This window comes from Paenibacillus oryzisoli, from assembly GCF_050467285.1.
In the GTDB taxonomy this organism is placed as follows: Bacteria; Bacillota; Bacilli; order Paenibacillales; family NBRC-103111; genus Paenibacillus_E; species Paenibacillus_E oryzisoli_A.
The window spans coordinates 521,574-539,585 of the sequence record NZ_JBCMUN010000007.1 but is presented as its reverse complement, the minus strand read 5'-3'; the positions used below and the strand labels follow the sequence as shown (position 1 = coordinate 539,585).

Annotated in this window: 13 protein-coding genes; 10 read left to right on the top strand and 3 right to left on the bottom strand. The window is 52.2% G+C overall.

Annotation, left to right across the window (positions count from 1 at the left end; genetic code table 11):
• Positions 1-6: 6 nt before the first annotated feature.
• The 3 genes from ABE504_RS14590 (at position 7) to ABE504_RS14580 (ending at position 7,383) form a co-directional block, all read left to right on the top strand.
• Positions 7-906, top strand: a complete 900-nt coding sequence (locus tag ABE504_RS14590; RefSeq protein WP_430089640.1) for a carbohydrate ABC transporter permease — start codon at positions 7-9, stop codon at positions 904-906.
• Between the two features lie 32 nt (positions 907-938).
• A complete protein-coding gene (locus ABE504_RS14585) occupies positions 939-3,260 on the top strand; it encodes an AraC family transcriptional regulator (protein WP_430089638.1) in 2,322 nt (773 codons plus the stop codon).
• Between the two features lie 121 nt (positions 3,261-3,381).
• The gene (locus ABE504_RS14580) at positions 3,382-7,383 is read left to right on the top strand and encodes a heparinase II/III family protein (RefSeq protein WP_430089635.1); all 4,002 of its coding nucleotides are present in this window, start codon (positions 3,382-3,384) and stop codon (positions 7,381-7,383) included.
• Positions 7,384-7,591: 208 nt separating this feature from the next.
• Here ABE504_RS14580 and ABE504_RS14575 read toward each other — a convergent pair whose 3' ends face one another.
• The gene (locus ABE504_RS14575) at positions 7,592-8,389 is read right to left on the bottom strand and encodes a helix-turn-helix domain-containing protein (protein WP_430089632.1); all 798 of its coding nucleotides are present in this window, start codon (positions 8,387-8,389) and stop codon (positions 7,592-7,594) included.
• A gap of 176 nt (positions 8,390-8,565) precedes the next feature.
• On the opposite strand from ABE504_RS14575, the gene ABE504_RS14570 reads away from it, so the two are divergent.
• From ABE504_RS14570 to ABE504_RS14555, 4 genes are all read left to right on the top strand, one after another.
• Complete coding sequence (locus ABE504_RS14570; protein ID WP_430089629.1) at positions 8,566-9,282, top strand: hypothetical protein; 717 nt, start codon at positions 8,566-8,568, stop codon at positions 9,280-9,282.
• Complete coding sequence (locus ABE504_RS14565; protein WP_430089627.1) at positions 9,276-11,132, top strand: FAD-dependent oxidoreductase; 1,857 nt, start codon at positions 9,276-9,278, stop codon at positions 11,130-11,132. Before ABE504_RS14570 ends, ABE504_RS14565 begins: the two co-directional genes overlap by 7 nt.
• A gap of 277 nt (positions 11,133-11,409) precedes the next feature.
• The gene (locus ABE504_RS14560; protein ID WP_430089625.1) at positions 11,410-12,771 is read left to right on the top strand and encodes a LamG-like jellyroll fold domain-containing protein; all 1,362 of its coding nucleotides are present in this window, start codon (positions 11,410-11,412) and stop codon (positions 12,769-12,771) included.
• A 303-nt stretch (positions 12,772-13,074) separates the two neighbouring features.
• On the top strand, positions 13,075-14,070 hold the full coding sequence (locus tag ABE504_RS14555) for a hypothetical protein (protein WP_430089622.1): 996 nt from the start codon (positions 13,075-13,077) through the stop codon (positions 14,068-14,070).
• A gap of 34 nt (positions 14,071-14,104) precedes the next feature.
• Here the strand turns inward: ABE504_RS14555 and ABE504_RS14550 are convergent, their stop codons facing one another.
• A complete protein-coding gene (locus tag ABE504_RS14550) occupies positions 14,105-14,434 on the bottom strand; it encodes a hypothetical protein (RefSeq protein WP_430089619.1) in 330 nt (109 codons plus the stop codon).
• Positions 14,435-14,580: 146 nt separating this feature from the next.
• On the opposite strand from ABE504_RS14550, the gene ABE504_RS14545 reads away from it, so the two are divergent.
• Together ABE504_RS14545 and ABE504_RS14540 are read left to right on the top strand one after the other, a co-directional pair.
• Positions 14,581-15,207, top strand: coding sequence for a histidine phosphatase family protein (locus tag ABE504_RS14545; RefSeq protein WP_430089617.1), 627 nt, complete (start codon positions 14,581-14,583; stop codon positions 15,205-15,207).
• A gap of 25 nt (positions 15,208-15,232) precedes the next feature.
• Positions 15,233-15,751 (top strand): DinB family protein, encoded by a 519-nt coding sequence (locus ABE504_RS14540; RefSeq protein WP_430089615.1) that lies wholly within the window; start codon positions 15,233-15,235, stop codon positions 15,749-15,751.
• 4 nt (positions 15,752-15,755) lie between these two features.
• Here the strand turns inward: ABE504_RS14540 and ABE504_RS14535 are convergent, their stop codons facing one another.
• Positions 15,756-16,601: a helix-turn-helix transcriptional regulator gene (locus tag ABE504_RS14535; protein WP_430089613.1), complete on the bottom strand. Its 846-nt coding sequence runs from the start codon at positions 16,599-16,601 to the stop codon at positions 15,756-15,758.
• Between the two features lie 128 nt (positions 16,602-16,729).
• Between ABE504_RS14535 and fabF the strand changes: the two genes are divergently transcribed.
• Entirely contained in the window at positions 16,730-17,974 is a 1,245-nt protein-coding gene (gene fabF, locus ABE504_RS14530; RefSeq protein ID WP_430089611.1) for a beta-ketoacyl-ACP synthase II, read from the top strand.
• The last annotated feature ends 38 nt before the right edge of the window (positions 17,975-18,012 follow it).

The following is an 18,012-nucleotide window of genomic DNA, read 5'->3' as shown; positions in this document are numbered from 1 at the left end:
GGGGAGATGAAAGTGAATCGAAATACGATAAAAAGAGGAAATGGCGAAATCGTTTTCCAATGGTTTAACATTTTGTTCATGAGTGCGATGATCCTCATTACCTTGTATCCCTTTATATATGTGGTAATGTCTTCGCTCAGCGATTCCAAACTGCTCCTGACCCACACAGGAATTTTATTGTGGCCGGAAGGATTTACATGGGGGGCCTACAAGCTTGTCTTCCAGAATCCGAATATCCTTCAAGGATATGCGAATACGGTATTTGTTGTAACAGTTGGCACATCAATTAACTTACTTTTGACATGTTTTGGGGCGTATGTGCTATCCCGCAAAGGGGTTCCATGGACGAATACGCTTATGTTGCTTATTGTTTTTACCATGTTTTTCTCTGGAGGAATGATACCATCTTATTTGCTTGTGAACAATTGGCTGCATTTGGGCAATAGTTTGTTTGCTCTAATCATCCCAGCGGCCATCTCAACATGGAATTTAATCATACTTCGAACATCATTTGCTGCCATTCCCGAGAGTTTACTCGAATCGGCGAAGATGGACGGAGCAACTGATTTCACTATTCTTGCGAGAATTGTTGTCCCGTTATCCCTTCCTGTACTGGCGGTTATGACCCTGTTCTACGGGGTTAATCATTGGAATGCCTGGTTCTCTTCCATGCTGTATCTGAGGGATCGCGACTTGTTCCCCCTGCAGCTCATTCTTCGAGAGATTCTGATCCAGAACAGTACGGAATACATGACCAGTCAGTCGTCGGCTGGTGAGATCGAAACGGTTGGGGAGAGTATCAAATATGCTACGATTATAGTGGCAACGTTGCCGATCCTGTTCATATATCCTTTTCTGCAGAGGTATTTTGTAAAAGGTGTTATGATAGGTTCAGTCAAAGGATGACAGCTATGTAAAAACAATTATGGCGGCGGAGCGTGATTACAGTGTTTGGTCTGAAAAAAAATAGCGTCATATTACGATGGATTCGGTCGTATGCAATCGTACTATTCATACCGATTGCGATCATGCTTGTTACTTATTTTCAGACCCGGCATGTCATTGAAGAAGAGATCAATCGTGCAAACAAATCCCTTCTATCACAGTTCCAACAAGATATTGACAATCAAATTGAATATGCCTACCGCTTAAGTGAAGTCATCTCCATTAATTCCAAGGTTCGTCAGCTTATGCGAACACAAGGTGCAATCAGTCCAGAAGATCGGATAGAAATTGTGAATGCATTAGCTGATTTCAAGGTGTACAACAGCTCTAACCGATACTCCAATCGCTTTTATTTGTACTTCCACAATAGCAATTTCGTACTGACAGAGTCCGCCTACTATGAACCGGAGATTTTTTACAAGACAGTGCAAGCAAGCTCAGGGTTGTCCTATGAGGAATGGAGGCGCTTTCTTGATCAGACGTATCGTGGTCAATTTTTCTCCATGCAAACCGATCATGGACAGAAAACCGAAGGAATCTTGTTCGTTCAAACTTTGCCTTTTGAAGACCGAAGTGGTCATCTCGCTACCCTAGTGATTGAATTGAATGATCAGAGCTTGATCGCTGCCATGCAAAATGTTCAATCCTATAATCAAGGGAATGTTTATATTCTGAACGGTGCCAATCAACTGCTTGCTACATCGGCACAAACCAAACCAATGTCTAACATGTTTGACGGCATGATTGGTGAAAGAGGGACGATTCAACGTCAATGGGACGGTGAGGATGTCATTATCTCCTATATCCAGTCGAAAAGCACAACCTGGAAATATGTGTACGTTCTTCCTTCGAAGTTATATAGCCAAAAAGCTGAATATGTACGTAATCTAACTGTAATAACATTGTTTATAGCCATCGCTGTTGGAGCCATCCTTGCCATCCTGGTAGCGAGACACAACTATTATCCGTTACAACAACTTGTACGATCTGTTGCAGCGCACTCTAGACTAAACCATGGTGTTACCGTCAATGAATACGATTTTTTAGAAGAAGCGATTGAGAATACGATGGACATCAACAACCAGATGAATCGGATGATCGAGAAACAGAAAACTGTGTTGCGCTCTAATTTGCTCGTTCGAATTCTGAAGGGACGTATGGGGCAGGACTTTCCGGTTCTTGAGGCTATGGCGGACTATGGCATGAAGCCACGATCCGATCATTTCGTCGTGCTGCTTTTCTACTTGGAGGACTTTAGTGGAATCTTTCGCAAGGACGATACCGATGCAGAGAAGAAGCGAGAGTTGGTTCATCTCATACTTTCCAACATCGTTGAGGAGATGGTCGGACAGAAGTACCAAGGTTGGATGACTGAAATTGATGAAATGCTTGCTTGTCTAATTAATTTGGATGTGGATGTGTCTCCTGAGGAAGCGAAAATAGAACTAACCCGTATCACGGAAGAGGCGCAGCGGTTCATTGGTGGTAGATTCCATATATTCTTCACTGTATCTGTGAGTACGGTTCGCAGAACTTTATCCGAATTGCCGACTGCATACCAGGAAGCTTTAGAAGCAATGGAATACAAAATGGTGTATGGTACCCAAACCGTCATTTTCCATGATCAGATCCAGAGCTTCAATCGTTCGTACGTCTACTCTCTTGAGAATGAACAGCAATTGATTAATTACGTGAAAGCCGGCGATTTCGAGCACGCCAAGAGCATCCTCGATGAGGTCATCACGCATAATCTAACCGATAAAGGCTTATCGATTGACATGGTACGATGTCTGATGTTCGATCTAATCAGCACGATGATGAAGTCGGCAATCGAAGTGAATTTGGATCAGACTGAACTTTACATGGATAATATGAAGGCAATTGAAGAGTTGATGAATGGTGTTACCGTTACGGCAATGATGGATCGGATGATCGTGTTTCTAGGCAAAGTATGCGATCATGTTCATGCCAAAAAGAGAAGTCGTAATTTCCTCCTCAAGGAGAACGTGCTTGAATTTATTAATCGCGAGTTCCGGGATCATAACCTGAGCATTACTACGATTTCGGATGAATTTGATATGCATCCTTCTTATTTATCCCGTTACTTTAAGGAACAGGTCGGGGAGACATTTACGGACTACATTAATAAGTTTCGCGTGAATAAAGCAATTGAGTTGCTACAGAATGACGAAATCTTAATCAAGGATATATGCGATCTTGCCGGGTTCTATAGTATTAGTACATTCATTCGGCTGTTCAAGAAATATGAGGGTGTGACTCCGAGCGTTTATAGGGAAAGCAGGAAAAATAGTTAGAAGAGGAGCTATGTGATAGAAAGGGGGTGGTCACCCTCTTAGCCAACATTTAAGCCGATATCCGAGATCATGCTCGCCGTCCAGTTAGCACCCATTCTGATGCGAAAGAAGGTACTCTTTAATGGACAACACAGCTCGCCTACCAGCTTTCAGGCCACTGTTGCCGCTGCTATTCGCCCTATTCGTTGCGCTTATCGTTTTACTGCTTCCTCCTCAAACAGCACGAGCCTACACGGACCCTAGCAACATGACAGACGCTTCCTTATTCGCCAAATTCAATCTCGATTATCCCGGTCTCGCGACTGTAAAGGCTGACGTTGCCGCTGCCAATTACACGGCCGCCAAGACACACCTGCTAAGTTATTTTCAAAACCGCACCGCCCCCGTTTATTTCACGGTCGGTACGACTCCTTCTGGAGGCCCGATGGAATCCAGCCCGGACGATTTGGTCAACTACATTTTCACGATTCTCGGAGAGACCAAGAACTTCAGCGGATCCGGCGGCATCCAGTGGGATGAGACATGGACAGGCGGTTCCTGGTCGGACGGCTCGTTCAATAACAGAGTGAATGAATTCCTGATGTACTCCATTCTCGCTCCCGGGTACAATGCGCTTTCTCCTGGCGACCCGAAGCGGATCTTGTACTCCGATACATGGATGAAATTCGCCCTGGAGTTTATTACTGACAAAGGCAATACGAACATCGCGTCAGAAGTTTTTCTGGACATGGCGAAACGTCTGTCCAACTGGAACATGGCCTACTCGGTGTTCCGGAATAGTCCTTCGATTGATTCGAACGGCAATGCGGCATACCTGAAGCACATCTGGCAAATGGCCGACTATGCGTATACGAACATCGAATCGACAGAAGGCAACAACTGGTACGCAAGTGTCGCCCGCTCGATGTACGTCACCGGTGTCCACTTTCCCGAGTTCAAGGATGCGGAAAACTGGCGGATGCGCGGTGAAGGCGCGATGAGCAAGTACATCAAGAAAAACATCAAGGGTGACGGCATGAACTATGAGCCTACGGAGAACTACCATCTGTATGCCCTGCAGCTGGCTAATGCAGTTCAGCAATTGGGGCAGCTAAATGGCTATTCCGACGTGCTGAGGGACTCCAAAGAGCTGCTTGAGCGGAGCGCCGAATTTACGATGGACGCGCTTTTCCCAAATCTGGAGGAAGGTCCGATGATCGGGGATTCCTCTGAAACGAACTTCGCTCCCCACAAAGTCTTGCGCGATTATGCGACGATTTACGGTCGGTCAGATTTTGAATACATCGCTTCTGATCGTGCTAGCGGGACCGTGCCGGATCATACATCCGTCGTCTATCCGAACAGCTCCGCGATCATGCGAACGGGCTGGAACGACAACGACAAGTATATGTTCATCGAGAATGGAGATACGAATTACGGAGGTTCCCACAGCCATCCGGACGACCTGAGCCTCGTCATGTACGCATACGGCAAGCGGCTGATCGCTGACCCGGGCGTTTACACTTACGATATGCCGAACACAGTGGGGCAGTGGCTGAGGGACACCACGGAAGCCCACAACACGGTCGAGGTGAACAACACCCCGCAAAGCTTGAGCGGGAATCGCCAGCTGAACAAATGGATCACGAACGACGGCTTCGACTTCTACGACGGCCAACACGACGATTACGCGCCGATCAATCACAACCGCAAAGTATTCTTCGTCAAGCCGAACTACTGGATCGTTTCTGACGTGATGAAGGGCGGGTCGGGGGCGAACACGTACGAGCAGCTGTGGCACTTCCGCCCGAATACGCTCAGCCTGAACGGGACTACGAAGGCGGTGACGACGCAGTTCGCCGGGGAGCCGAACGTGAAGATCGTGCCGGCCGATCCGACTTCCATTACGGCAGCGGTTCGGAACGGGTATTATTCGGACACTAAAGCCGCCTACTCGCCGGCCCAATACTTGGCCTATACCAAATCAGCGACGGGCAGCACCTCCTACGACACGGTGATTTTACCTGAGGATACCGGTCAGAATCACAATGTGACGGTGTCGCGCCTTGCGATGTCAGGAGTGAATCCTCACACCGCTACGGCGCTGACGATTAATCTCGATGCCGGAAACAATGGGAATGTGGCCACCTACTATCTGTCGCACGAGACGACGCACCCGACTCGCAGCTTTGGGACATATGGCTACAACGGCGAGTTGGCCTATATCGAAAAAACGTCGGGCGGCGCGCTGAGCCAGATTGCGATCAATGAGGGCAGCCTGTTGACGGATGGAGCAACGAATCTTCTCTCGGCCACCGGCAAGGTTCAGAACTTGTCAGTGAAGTATAGCGGCACTACACTGCAGCTGGCCAGCAGTGAAAAGCTCGCGTATGCGGTTACGATTTACGCGCCTGCGGCGACGTCCGTGACATTCAATGGGTCCGGCATCGCATTCACGAAGGCGGGGAATTTCATCATCGTAGCGGCGGCCGGGGCGAGATCAGCTTCGACAGTGTTGACGGACAGCTTCGACGAGGATCCGCCGACGAACAGTTTGACGGACGAGTTCTATAATTTCGAGAGCGGTTCGGCAACCGGCTGGCAGCCGGTTAACGGGACATGGAGCGTCGTGACCCAAGGCGCGGGCAAAGTGTATCGCCAGACGGACAACACCAGCGTGAACGCCAATACGGTCACGACGTCTACGTGGACGGACGTGCTCGTGGAGGCAGACGTGACGACGGTGTCGTCTACGAACGCCACGAACGGGGTCCATCTGATGGCCCGGTACCAGGACGCGCTCAATACGTATGCGTTCCGCTATTACGCGCTAAGCGGGGTCAAGTCGTTGCAGATTGAGAAGATCGTGGGCGGCACGACTACGGTGCTCGCGACCACGCCGTTCACAATGGACAACGGAACTACGTACAAGCTGAAGGGCACAATTCGCGGCAATATGCTCAAGTTATACGTCAACGGGACCCTGTATTTGACGGCGACCGATTCGGATCTTGCCGAAGGGGCTGTCGGACTGAACGCGCACCGACGCGATGCGTACTTCGACAATATCAAGGTAGCGGAGATCATCGGAGATGAGCCGCTGACGAACGAGCTGCATAACTTCGAGAACGGTTCGGCGACCGGCTGGCAGCCAATTAACGGGACATGGAGCGTCGTGACGCAAGGCGCGGGCAAAGTATACCGCCAGACGGACGACGCCAGTGTGAACGCCAAGACGGTCACGACGTCCAAGTGGACGGACGTGCTCGTGGAGGCGGACGTGACGACGGTGTCGTCTACGACCGCCACGAACGGGGTCCATCTGCTGGCCCGTTATCAGGATGAGCGCAATACGTACACATTCCGCTATTACGTGCTGAGCGGGACCCCATCGTTGCGAATTGAGAAGTTATATGCCGGCACGACTACGGTGCTCGCGACTACGCCGTTCACGATGGCGACCGGAACTACGTACAAGCTGAAGGGCACGATCAGCGGCAATACGCTCAAGCTGTACGTCGACGGGACCCTGTATTTGACGGCGATCGATAGGGACATTACCGAAGGGTATGTCGGACTGAGCGCGCACCGACGCGATGTGTACTTCGACAATGTCAGGGTGACGGAGATTATCGGAGATGACTGGGAAATCCACCGCGGGCCTTGGTCGATCGACAACTCCGAGTTGTACACCGACTCGCTCAGCTTAGGTCACTCGGAGGTGCGAACGCGGCAGCAGAACGACTTGTATGCCTACAGCGGACAGGCGAAGGTGAAGGTCGTCGCCTGGGGCGCGACGCCGGCCAGCGCCGGACTAGTCGCCCGCTCGCTGGGCATCAACGACGGCTACCGCTTCCTTCTGTACAACAGCGGCAGCGGCACGAAACTGCGCATCGAGAAGGTGCTGAGCGGCCTGCAAGCCATCTCGCCGTCGACCGTGCTCGCGGAGAAGACGTACACGGTTGCCACCGGCACGTCCTACACGCTGAAGGCCACCGTGGAGGGTGGTGTGCTGAGGTTTTACGTGAATGGTACACTCGAGCTGAGCGCCTACGACACGACGCTGCCGCGTGGCGGCTTCGGGTTCCGGGCAACGAACGCTCAGGCGAGCTTCGACAACGCGTTGCTGGAACGGCTCCAATAGAGGAATAGCGAGGAGGGGCTCGGGAACAGGGGGCTTTCTTATGAAGCTAATTTCAGCGATATTTTCCCAAGGAAAACATCATGCACCAAGCTATCCCTGCCATCCAGCAGCTTTTTATATTATAGCACATATGTTCTTGCTTCAACATACGATTTATCCCCGACCTAAAGAGGTCGGGGTTTTCTCGTTAAATCTGATAAAGTCAATATCAAGAACGGTAATCACCCGGGGCTTGACGCGTCAAGCTATGAAAAGCTTTGTAGAAGTTCGCCATATTGGTGAAGCCGCTGTCCATGGCGATATCGGTTACGGTCCGGTCGGTCTCCTCCAACAGCCGGATGGCGTACCCGATTCGCTTGCGCTTGATATATTGCGCGGGACCGATGCCGTTCGATTTGGTGAACGCTTTGGAAAAGGCGGTGGCACTCATATGGGCGATAGCCGCCAGCTCGTTCAGGCTGATCCGCCGGGTAAAATTGTCGTCGATGTGAGACAACACGGCCTTCATCTGCGGATTGATCGCCGGACGTTGTTCGGCGGCCAGACCGATCTCACGAGCGATCTCGGCTAACAGCTGCATCCCGCAGGCCACAATAATCAGCGGGCTGTAGCCGTCTCGCTTGCGGTCTTCCTCGTCGACGCGCTCCAGCAGATGAAGCAGGTGTTCATCTGGGCGAATGATGCGTCGGGCGTTGCCGCTGCTTCTGAACGGCTCTGTGAACAGCGGCAGCAATCCTGAATCATAAAGAAACGGAGGCTCCAGCTCCAGTGTAAAAAACGCCAAATTTTCGCTTGATACGATCCGCTCGATTTGCCGCTTCTCTTCATTGTTCAACAGGACAATATCGTTCGGGCCTACGGTGTGCAATTCCTCGGCAATTCTCCACTCTGCTGCGCCTTGCATGATCCAGACCACTTTGAAGCAATGCGAGACATACGGTCTGTTGGATTTGTTCGAGTTGTGGAAAGATTGGCGTCGAATCTGGATAGCCCGTTCGGCATTCATGTGCGTTGTCACTTCCCTTTGCGCAAAAAAGTAGAGGTTTCTGACAAAAGAGAAGAGGTCAGAATAGCTCATTCTGCTAAACTTGGATTATAACTTCACTATAGCATCGGCTATAGCAGTTTGCAAAAAAGAAGATAATCTGAAAACAGACAATGAAGAGCAGGGAGGAAGCAAGAATGTCTTACGATCTGGTCATTATCGGAGCGACAACGACTGCGCTGGGGCTGGCACAAACCGTGCAGGGCAGTCTGAAAACGCTTATCGTCAATGCGACGGAAATGGTTGCTTATGATGTTGTCAACAATTACAAGCAGCCTGAGGTGTACACGCAAGGTGCAGCGTACAATAAGCAATTTCGCGATTTGCAAGCGGATGTGCTGCTGGGAACCGATGTCGTGCGCGTGACGAAACGGGAGAATGGCGGCGGCTATATCCTGGAACTCCTGAACATAGGGGATTTCCGCACAGTTGAGGCTAAATTTGTGGTAGACACAACGATGGAACGGGAGGAGACGTTAACGGGCAAATCGCTGAACGCCATCATTATTCAGCAGAAGGGAGAGAAGCTGCCTCTTCTGACGTGGCCAGGGTTTTCGATCGTTTCTGAGCAGCATGAACATAAATATAGATCAGCCATCCTGAAATTCGATTGTGCGCCGGACTGGAATGTCGCCGAAGCCAGACATCGGCTGATTGATCTGTGGCTTGAACGTCCGGAACCGCTGCAGAACTGGAAGATAGCTGCCATGGCATTCTGTTTCGAGGAACGGACGACATCCGGATTGCGGACACGCGATGTTGGATACACGGCGCTGCCGGCAGCCAGTTTCGCTGAACCGGAGGAAAGTATCGCCGCCGGGATTGAACTGGGAAGGAGTCTGATCACATGCTGAAATATCGTCGAATACTGAACGGTCAACTGCTGGAGTCGCCCGCTGATAATGTGAGGTTCGAGGAGCAAGTTGATGTGCTGGTCGTAGGCGTAGGTACGGCGGGTACAATCGCTGTGATTGGAGCGGCAGCCCAAGGGGCGATCGTGCTGGGGGTGGACCGACTGCCTGGCATTGGCGGCATGGGAACGATGGGGTATGTGTCAGGCTACTATTACGGGTTATCCGGCGGACTGCATGTCGATATTGACGAGCAAGCCCAACGTATGGGCAACGAGCATTTTCTGGATCGGGTTGAAGCGAAAAAATATTTGCTGGAAAATCGGATCACGGAGCATGGTGCGCGATTGTCGCTGGATACGAAAGTAACGGGCGTGTTTATGGAGCAGGATACAGTCAAAGGGGTATCTTTGTTCTCGCAGGGGCGCCAATGGCATGTGTCTTGCCACGTATTGATCGATGCAACCGCGGATTCCGTCGTCTGCCTGTTGGCAGGATGCGACACCAGTCTGGGTCGGGAATCCGATGGCAAGACGAGGCCTTTCACCAGTGTCAAAGTATGGCTGAACCACAACGGTACGATTTCACGGACCAATCACGACAGCGGCTATGTCAACCAGTACGACCCATTCGAATTGTCCCAAGGCATCCTGCAGGCACATGCCAGCCAGCTGTTGGAGGAATTTAGCGACGAGTCGAAGCGCGTCATGTTCTTTGCCCCATTTATCGGCATTCGTGAGGGGCGGATTATTGAGGCGGAGCATAGGATTACGATGCAGGATGTGGTAGCTGGCCGTCGGGAAACTGAGACGTTGTTCTACGGCTACTGCGACTTCGACAAACACGGCAAAGACAACGTGCTGGAGACGGATGAACTGCAGGATCTGTACGTTGCAGCCAATCTTAGCACGGCGTGTTTTTCAGTACCAGTCACACTGCGTTCTCTGAAGCCTAAGGGAATTCATGGCATCCTGGCAGCAGGTCGACATATCGGGATGGATCACGATGTGGCCAGTCTGCTGCGCATGCAGCGAGACATGCAGAAGTGCGGCGAAAGCGCGGGAGTCATCGCGGCGCTGGCAGCGAAGCGGGGTGTAGATGCCAGCGAAGTGCCGTATGGCGAGGTGAAGTCCATTTTAACAGGAAGCGGTTGTCTGACAGAGGAGCATGATCGCGGGATCATGTTTGACGACTCCTTCCGGCGCGAGCCGATTCAATGGATGAGCGATCCTGCTGACATCCGCGCAGCGCTTGGCACTGACATGCCGGGGGTGGCCATCTACTCTTGCAAGTTGTTGGGAGCGCGTATCGCGCCGCAACTGAAGGAATGGCTGACTGAGCCGGATGTGAATCTTCGCTATGGTACGGCGATTGGCCTCGGGATTGCCGGTGATTCGGCAGGCGCACCGATGCTGAGGGATATGGTAGCGAACAGAGATGCCTTTTATTTCAAAGACTGCCGGCGAACGAATCAGTTCCGCAGCGTGATCGCCATTTATTTGCTTGGCAGGCTGGGCGATGCGGCCAGCTTGCCGCTGCTGACGACAATTGTGTGCGATGAACGGGAGTACGATCTGGCGCTGTACCATGAGATCAAAGAGCCCAGCTACAAGCTGAATACAAGCAAAAATTTCAATGAGCTGTACTTCCAGATCGTTTCACACGCGGCAGTCGCCTTGATTCGAATTGCCAAAGCGCACCTGGAGCTGACGGACGAGATCAAGCACGTACTCCGGAATGCGTTTGCCGATGACCGTCATCTGCTGCATACAACGACGCTGCCGAAACTGACGTACGAATACGAAACGGTGGAAAATGTTCGCGGGTACGTGTTGAATTTTTGTGAGCAATGATTCGGGGAAGAGCCTCGCCTTGTGGGATTGGGTACTGAAACGATTGCGGGGTCTTCTTTTTAGAATTCATATAATTTTCCTGTTCGCTGCCTCCCCGGTTTGTTAAAATAAGTCTATGTGAACTATGAGAGGGATCATAGGTATTTGATTCGGAAGAGAATAGCGAACCGGGAGGTGCAAGCGTCAAATGATGTGGTACAACAGAAGTTGGAAGTGTGCTAGATTCATCGTTGCAGCAGCTGTAGCAGTGGCTTTCAGTTGCGGGGCGGCAGGAGGAGTGGGACAGGCTAGTGCAGTTGGCGATGAGCCGCCAGTGGTTATTATTTCTCCTGTTCAAACGGTTATGACAAACACGGGCGCGGAAGTCGCGCTGCAGGCGCCAAGCGGAGCTTGGATTGACATTGTGGAAGGCGAAACGGTGCTTGCTCATGGGAGCGGGAACGGCAATACCATTGTTGCGCTGGCGCTGCCTCATTTGGATAAAGGGGTCCACATGCTTACAGTCAAGGTTTTAACTGGGACAGAAACAAGTACGCTGGATTTGCCGCCCGTGGTTGTGTATGACGGCGATGCCTTGACGATCAAGAATGTTGTGGAGCTTTCATCGGAAGTTGCCGATCATGCGATAGATCTGAACGGGAACGGAAGCTTCTCGCTTCAGGAGGAAGTGGGCTATTTGCTTTCGCGAATTCCTCCCGCCACTGTGACGGTGTCGATTGATGACTTCCGTGCAGTACCTACGGCGACGTCAGCCACCTACGCGGCTTTTGCATTCAGTAAGCCCATTGGGGCAACGGATGTCAAGCTGCTGATGAAGGAGGCTTCGGAAGAATCATATAGGGAAGCTGGTGCTGCAAGTGCGAGCGATACGACGTTTACAATTACTGGGCTCGCACCAAGTACGTCGTATGGGTTCAAATTGCAAGTGACAGGCGGACAGCAAGCAGGCGATTCCAACGTCGTCTCGTTGACAACGCCCGCAGAAGTTCCACCGGTAGCCGTAGCCGAACCGCATCATGCGATGGCCTTTAATGGTGCAGGCGATTATGTGGAAATTGCACATGATAGCGGCCTCAACTCGCCTTCGTTTACAATTGAAGCGTGGGTTAAACCGGAGGCTTTTGTATGGAAGACAGGCATCGTTTCCAAATATCAGGCATCGGGGCAGGAATCTTTTACGCTGCGCTTGAGCGACGGGCCGCCGATTTTTCCGGATTATAATAAAATCAATTTCCAGATCGGCGATTACAAAGAGCTTAATTCCGTGGCCAATTTAACACTGAATACCTGGTATCATATCGCGGCTCTGTATGACAGCACAACGTCAACGATGCGGCTGTATATCAACGGGGTTTTGGACTCGGAGATTTCCGGGTACTCCTACACCGCCTATCAAACGAATATGTCACCGCTAACCATCGGCGTCGATTTTCTGAGTGCTCCACGGTATTTTAACGGTCAGATCGGGGAGGTTCGGTTCTGGACAACCGCTCGTACGGCAGCTGAAATTCAGGCGGATATGAATAACCATGCGCTATCCGAGAGCCATCCGGATTTAGCCGGATATTGGACGTTCGATCAGGGCGCGAGTGATGTATCCGGTCATGACCGGAATGGAACGGTGTATGGCAACCCTTAGACAGAAAAGAGCAGATGCGCGGCATCTGCTCTTTTTTTGATCGAAACCGTTGTTTATTGATAATTTTTGGGATTTATGCTGTTAGAGCTGGCGATAGAACTGCGAAGTTCTTTAACATCAAGTAACGGAGATCGTCCATACCTACGGGTATACTCTCTCGGCTGAAGAGGACTCATAGCTGTAATGCGCTTGAAATGTGTCAACATAATTTGCAAGTAAAATGACCCTTGGCTTATGGGCAGCATCCTGCTATTCTGATATAATTACCTATTAATGGAATATGTCGAAAAGGGGGATGTAAGGATGAGTTTTGTCAGCAACGGGCAGTTATCACGGCAACCAGCACCTGCGAAGGCGGCCAAATCTATGGAATCAAACGCGACGTCTGAAGCAATTAGCGAAATTACGTCACTGCCGTCCCTCGCACAGATGAAAATGCTGCAGCGCACGATCGGCAATCAGGCTGTGACGCAAATGGTGCAGCGGCGCATCTCCGCAGCGCCGTCATCCGCGCAGGGACCCGTCATCCAACGATCGCTGGATGATAAAGACGATGTAACGTGGACGACGATCCAGCTATCCGCCCTGTGGGGAAAAATGGTAGGCCGAAGCGAAGGTAAGGAGAATATTCCCAACTATCCTGCCGTTCAAGCGCACCTGGCCGGTTTTGTCGGACAGACGCATACGGAGCGAGCGTTGGCGGAACAGATTATTAACTTGCCGGCGATCAAGCCGATGTTCATGAATCCAAGAAAGCAGCATCAGTCGGACACGATTACAGACCCGGGAACGAACGACGACGATGCGATTAAAAAGGTGTTGGCTGCTACTGTTTTCTACCATGCCACTTTCGAAGACAACATTCCCGGCATTTTTGCAAGCGGGATTAAAGCAAGCAAAGGTGGTAAAGGCAACGGCATCAGCACACACGGCCGGGACGGCAGCGGGGCCAATGCAGAGGCGAAAAAGACGTACAATGCCTGGAGTGCAGGCCATACATTTATTACGAAATCCAAGTCCGAAGCGGAAGGCTACAGAAGCAAAATGCAAACCAACGGCGGCAAAAACGCCAAGATCATTCATGTATTTTCGCTGCCCAGCTTTATCGATGACAGCTTTATGAAGGTGGACATCGACAGCGTAGCCGGCATCAAGTATGAAGGCGATTTGACGATGATCGGTGATCGAACGCAATTGAATGGGAATGCGCTTCGCGTCGTTCAACAGGGTTTGAAAAGCATGAATCGCAATGTGAACGATGCGGATATTCAGCGGGTTTATCTGGCGAACTACGCTTAGATCGGATTCATTTGGACACGATTACGGCGGGGCTTCACGTCAGAACGAGCAGTGAACAACCACGCGCATAGGCGGGCGAAAGCCGCTGTGCGCTTTTTTGCGCGTAGGGGGGATTAACGGCAAACCGACAAACATCCCCAAGGTCAGATTTAGGGGCAAATAACGGCTGCTTCCTCCCTCTTTTTTGAAATGAAACGAAATTTCCATATTTGGTCAGCGTGACGACCATCAAACCTGCAAATGAGCAGGAATTTTCCTCGCTCCTCTCCTGATTTGATGAAATTCCTGCGATTGTGCAGGCATTTTGGAAGAGATTGCTCTTTTTTATCGGAATCGGCGACAAAAACTGCTTTTTCGCAGGCATTTCGCTAAAAGCGCCATTTTCGTGGAAAATTCCTGCTTTTTCGCAGGAACTTGCTTGTTGAGTAGGCAGGGGATACCATTTGCCAAAGCGAATTAGGGGGTTACAGCAATGGGAAGCAGCACTAGAAGATCAATAAGGAGATCCACATGACCATCTACTTTGTAAGGCACGGCAAGGATGATGAAGGGTTTCGCGGCGGATGGAGTCAGCGGGGGCTCATTACGGAAGGGTATCGGCAGTCGGAGAAGTTGGGGCGGTACCTGCGGGAGCGGCAAGATGAATGGGCCATCCATCGAATCGTCAGCAGCGATCTGCAGCGGGCACTGGACACAGCGGGCGAGATTGGTAGAGAGCTGGCTCTTCCCGTTGAAACCAGCCGGGCGTGGCGCGAAATGAATAATGGCGTGATCGCCGGGATGCCCAATGAAATTGTGAATGAGCGTTTCCCGGGGCTATACTTCTCCCGACTGCGCATGGATGAGCCATATCCGGGTGGTGAAAGTCCGGCGGCATTTCATGCGAGGATTGCGGAGGCTTTTCAAGTGTTATGCGAAGAGCAAGCAGCGGGCGGCCACGAGGACAATGTGCTCATCGTCACCCACGGCGGCGTCATTAATATCCTCTATCATCTCTGCAAAGGGATGGCTTGGACGAATGTCACCCACCGTTTCACTGCCGCTTATACTAGCATCCATAAAGTTGAGTACCTCGACGGGACATGGCACGTCACCCTGGAAAACTGCACAGATCATTTGTCAGCCCCACTACTCTAATCCATTTTGAAAAGGAGTCCTACCTATGAATTTTAATATCCGCGAAGCGATGGAAATTCTGGAACGCACCCCGCACACGTTGACCTCGATGCTGTCCGGTCTTTCGGAGAGTTGGCTGCATGTCAATGAAGGCGAGGGCACCTGGACGGTGTCGGAAGTGATCGATCACCTCATCATCCTGGAGTTCGATACGTGGATGCCCCGGCTTAATTTTATTCTGGAAGTGGGGGAGGCTGAGTCGTTTCCCGCTTTTGAACTGTACACGTGGCCTAGTGAGCCCCTCACAATGGAGCAGAAGCTGCTCGAATTCCGCAGGCTGCGGGAGGAAAGTTTGGCGAAGCTGAGGCTGCTGTTTGAAGGGGACGTCGATCTTGAAAAGACGGGCATCCACCCACGCCTAGGCGTCGTCAAAGCGAGAGAACTGCTGTCCACCTGGACGGTTCACGATCTGACGCACACGGCTCAAATCACGCGAATCATGGCGAAGCGCTATCAGGCGGATGTCGGACCCTGGATCGCTTACCTCAGCATTTTGAAAAAGTAGCCCCTTACCCGCCCAGCAGTTGCTTCAGCTTGGCTTCCGTGGACGAGCCCTGCACCGGCGTATAGATGCTGCACCGCAGATCGGCGCTCCCTTGCGCCTGTAGGGAAGTCAGCTCGAACAGCATTTTTCCCGCCTTGGAATGGCGGAATTCGATTGTCACCTCCGGGGCGGAGCTGACTTTGCTATGCTCCCACAGCTGGCCAAAGTCAGGATGCCGCTCCTTCATCTCCTCGAGAAAGCCCTCATACCATTCGTCTTCCACATACTGCCCATAGTAAGCGCGAAAAATCGCCAGAAAGCCGCTCGCAAAATGCTCCCAATTGACTGCCAACCGCCTGAATTCCTTCCTTGTAAAAAGTAAAAGAATCAAGTTTCGCTCTTCCGCCGGAATAGCGTCAAAGTCGAGAAACACGTGCGAAGCCGCCTCATTCCAGCCGACGATCCGGCATCTTCGGTCGGAGATGATGGTCGGGCAGTGGCGCAGCTCCTGCAGGATGCGGGACATAGAGGCGCTGATTTGCGGCTGCTCCTCATGCAGCAGGCCACCGCCCTGCATGCCGGAGCTTGTTTCCAGCGCGAGCGAAAACAAATATTTGCGCTCGTCCACGGTGAGCCGCAGTGCCGCAGCCACACAGTCCAGCACCGACGACGAGACTTGAATGTCTCGGCCTTGCTCCAGCCACGTGTACCAGGTTGGACTGACGCCAGCCAGTTGGGCGACTTCTTCCCGACGTAGGCCCGGCGTTCTTCTCCGCACCCCCTGCGGGAAACCGGCGGATTCGGGGGAGATTTTGGCCCGCTGCGCTTTCAAAAAAGCGGATAATGCTTGCAATCTCGTTTGGCGATTCATGGTCGTCACTCCTTGAGCGTGTCCTTATCATGGTACTCATTATACTAGTATAAACCATAACTTGTAATAGGATAATCAAAGTGACAAGATAGGATCAATCTAAGATGCACAAAGGGAGGAAATACGAAATGGAACGTGTTGTGATTACAGGAATGGGTTTGATTTCGCCGCTCGGCAATAGTGTGGAAAGCTTCTGGAGCCGTTTGGTCCGGGGCGAATCGGGTATTTCTCACATCGATACATGGGATACAGCGAGATACAAAACCAAAATTGCGGGCCTCGTGCGCGATTTCGATGGGGAGGCGGTCTTCGGCCGCAAGGAGGCGCGGCGTATGGATCGGTTCTGCCAGTTCGCCGTCGCGGCGGCGGAGCAGGCGGTTTTCGACGCATCACTCGACCTGGAGGCGATCGACCGCGAGCGCATGGGCGTCTATGTCGGCTCAGGGATCGGCGGCATCCAAACGCTGCTTGAGCAAAAAGATGTGCTGAACAGCCGCGGCCCGGAGCGGGTCAGCCCGACGCTGGTGCCGATGATGATTTCGAACATGGCGGCTGCGTTCATCTCGATCCGCTTCGGCGCGACGGGGCCCACGCTGTCGCCGGTTACCGCGTGCTCGATCGGCAACACGGCGATCGGCGAAGCGATGCGCGTCATTCGCGCGGGGCTCGCGGATGTGATCATTGCCGGCGGCACGGAGGCGGCGGTGAACGACATCTCGCTCGCAAGCTTCAGCAATGCGACCGCATTATCCACGCGCAACGACGAACCCGGGCGGGCAAGTCGTCCTTTTGACGCGGGGCGGGACGGTTTTGTTATGGCGGAGGGGGCGGGCATCCTCGTGCTGGAGTCTTTGTCCCATGCGCTGCGCAGGGGCGCCCGCATTTATGCGGAAGTGATCGGCTACGGCAGCAGCTCGGACGCCTATCACATGGTCGCCACGCATCCCGAGGGAACGGGGGCGCATCAGGCGATGAAGCTGGCGCTGGCCGACGCTGGCTTGCGGCCTGAGCAGGTCGACGTGATCTCCGCGCACGCGACCAGCACGGAGCTCGGCGATAAGTCGGAGACGAAAGCGATCAAAAGGCTGTTCGGCGAGCAGGCGTACCGCATTCCGGTGACGGCCAACAAGTCGATGACTGGCCATATGCTTGGCGCGGCCGGCGGTGTGGAAGCCATCGCGCTAGTGCAGACGCTCCAGACGGGCATCATCCCGCCGACGATCAATGTGGAGCAGCCGGATCCGGAGTGCGACTTGGATTACGTGCCGAATGAGGCACGGCATGCGGGAGAGCCGCTGACGATCGGCTTGTCCAATTCTTTTGGCTTCGGCGGGCATAATGCGGTGATTGCTTTGAAGGCGTATAGGGAGTAACGATGGGTGATGGTGGTCGGACGTCGGGGTGCATTCGA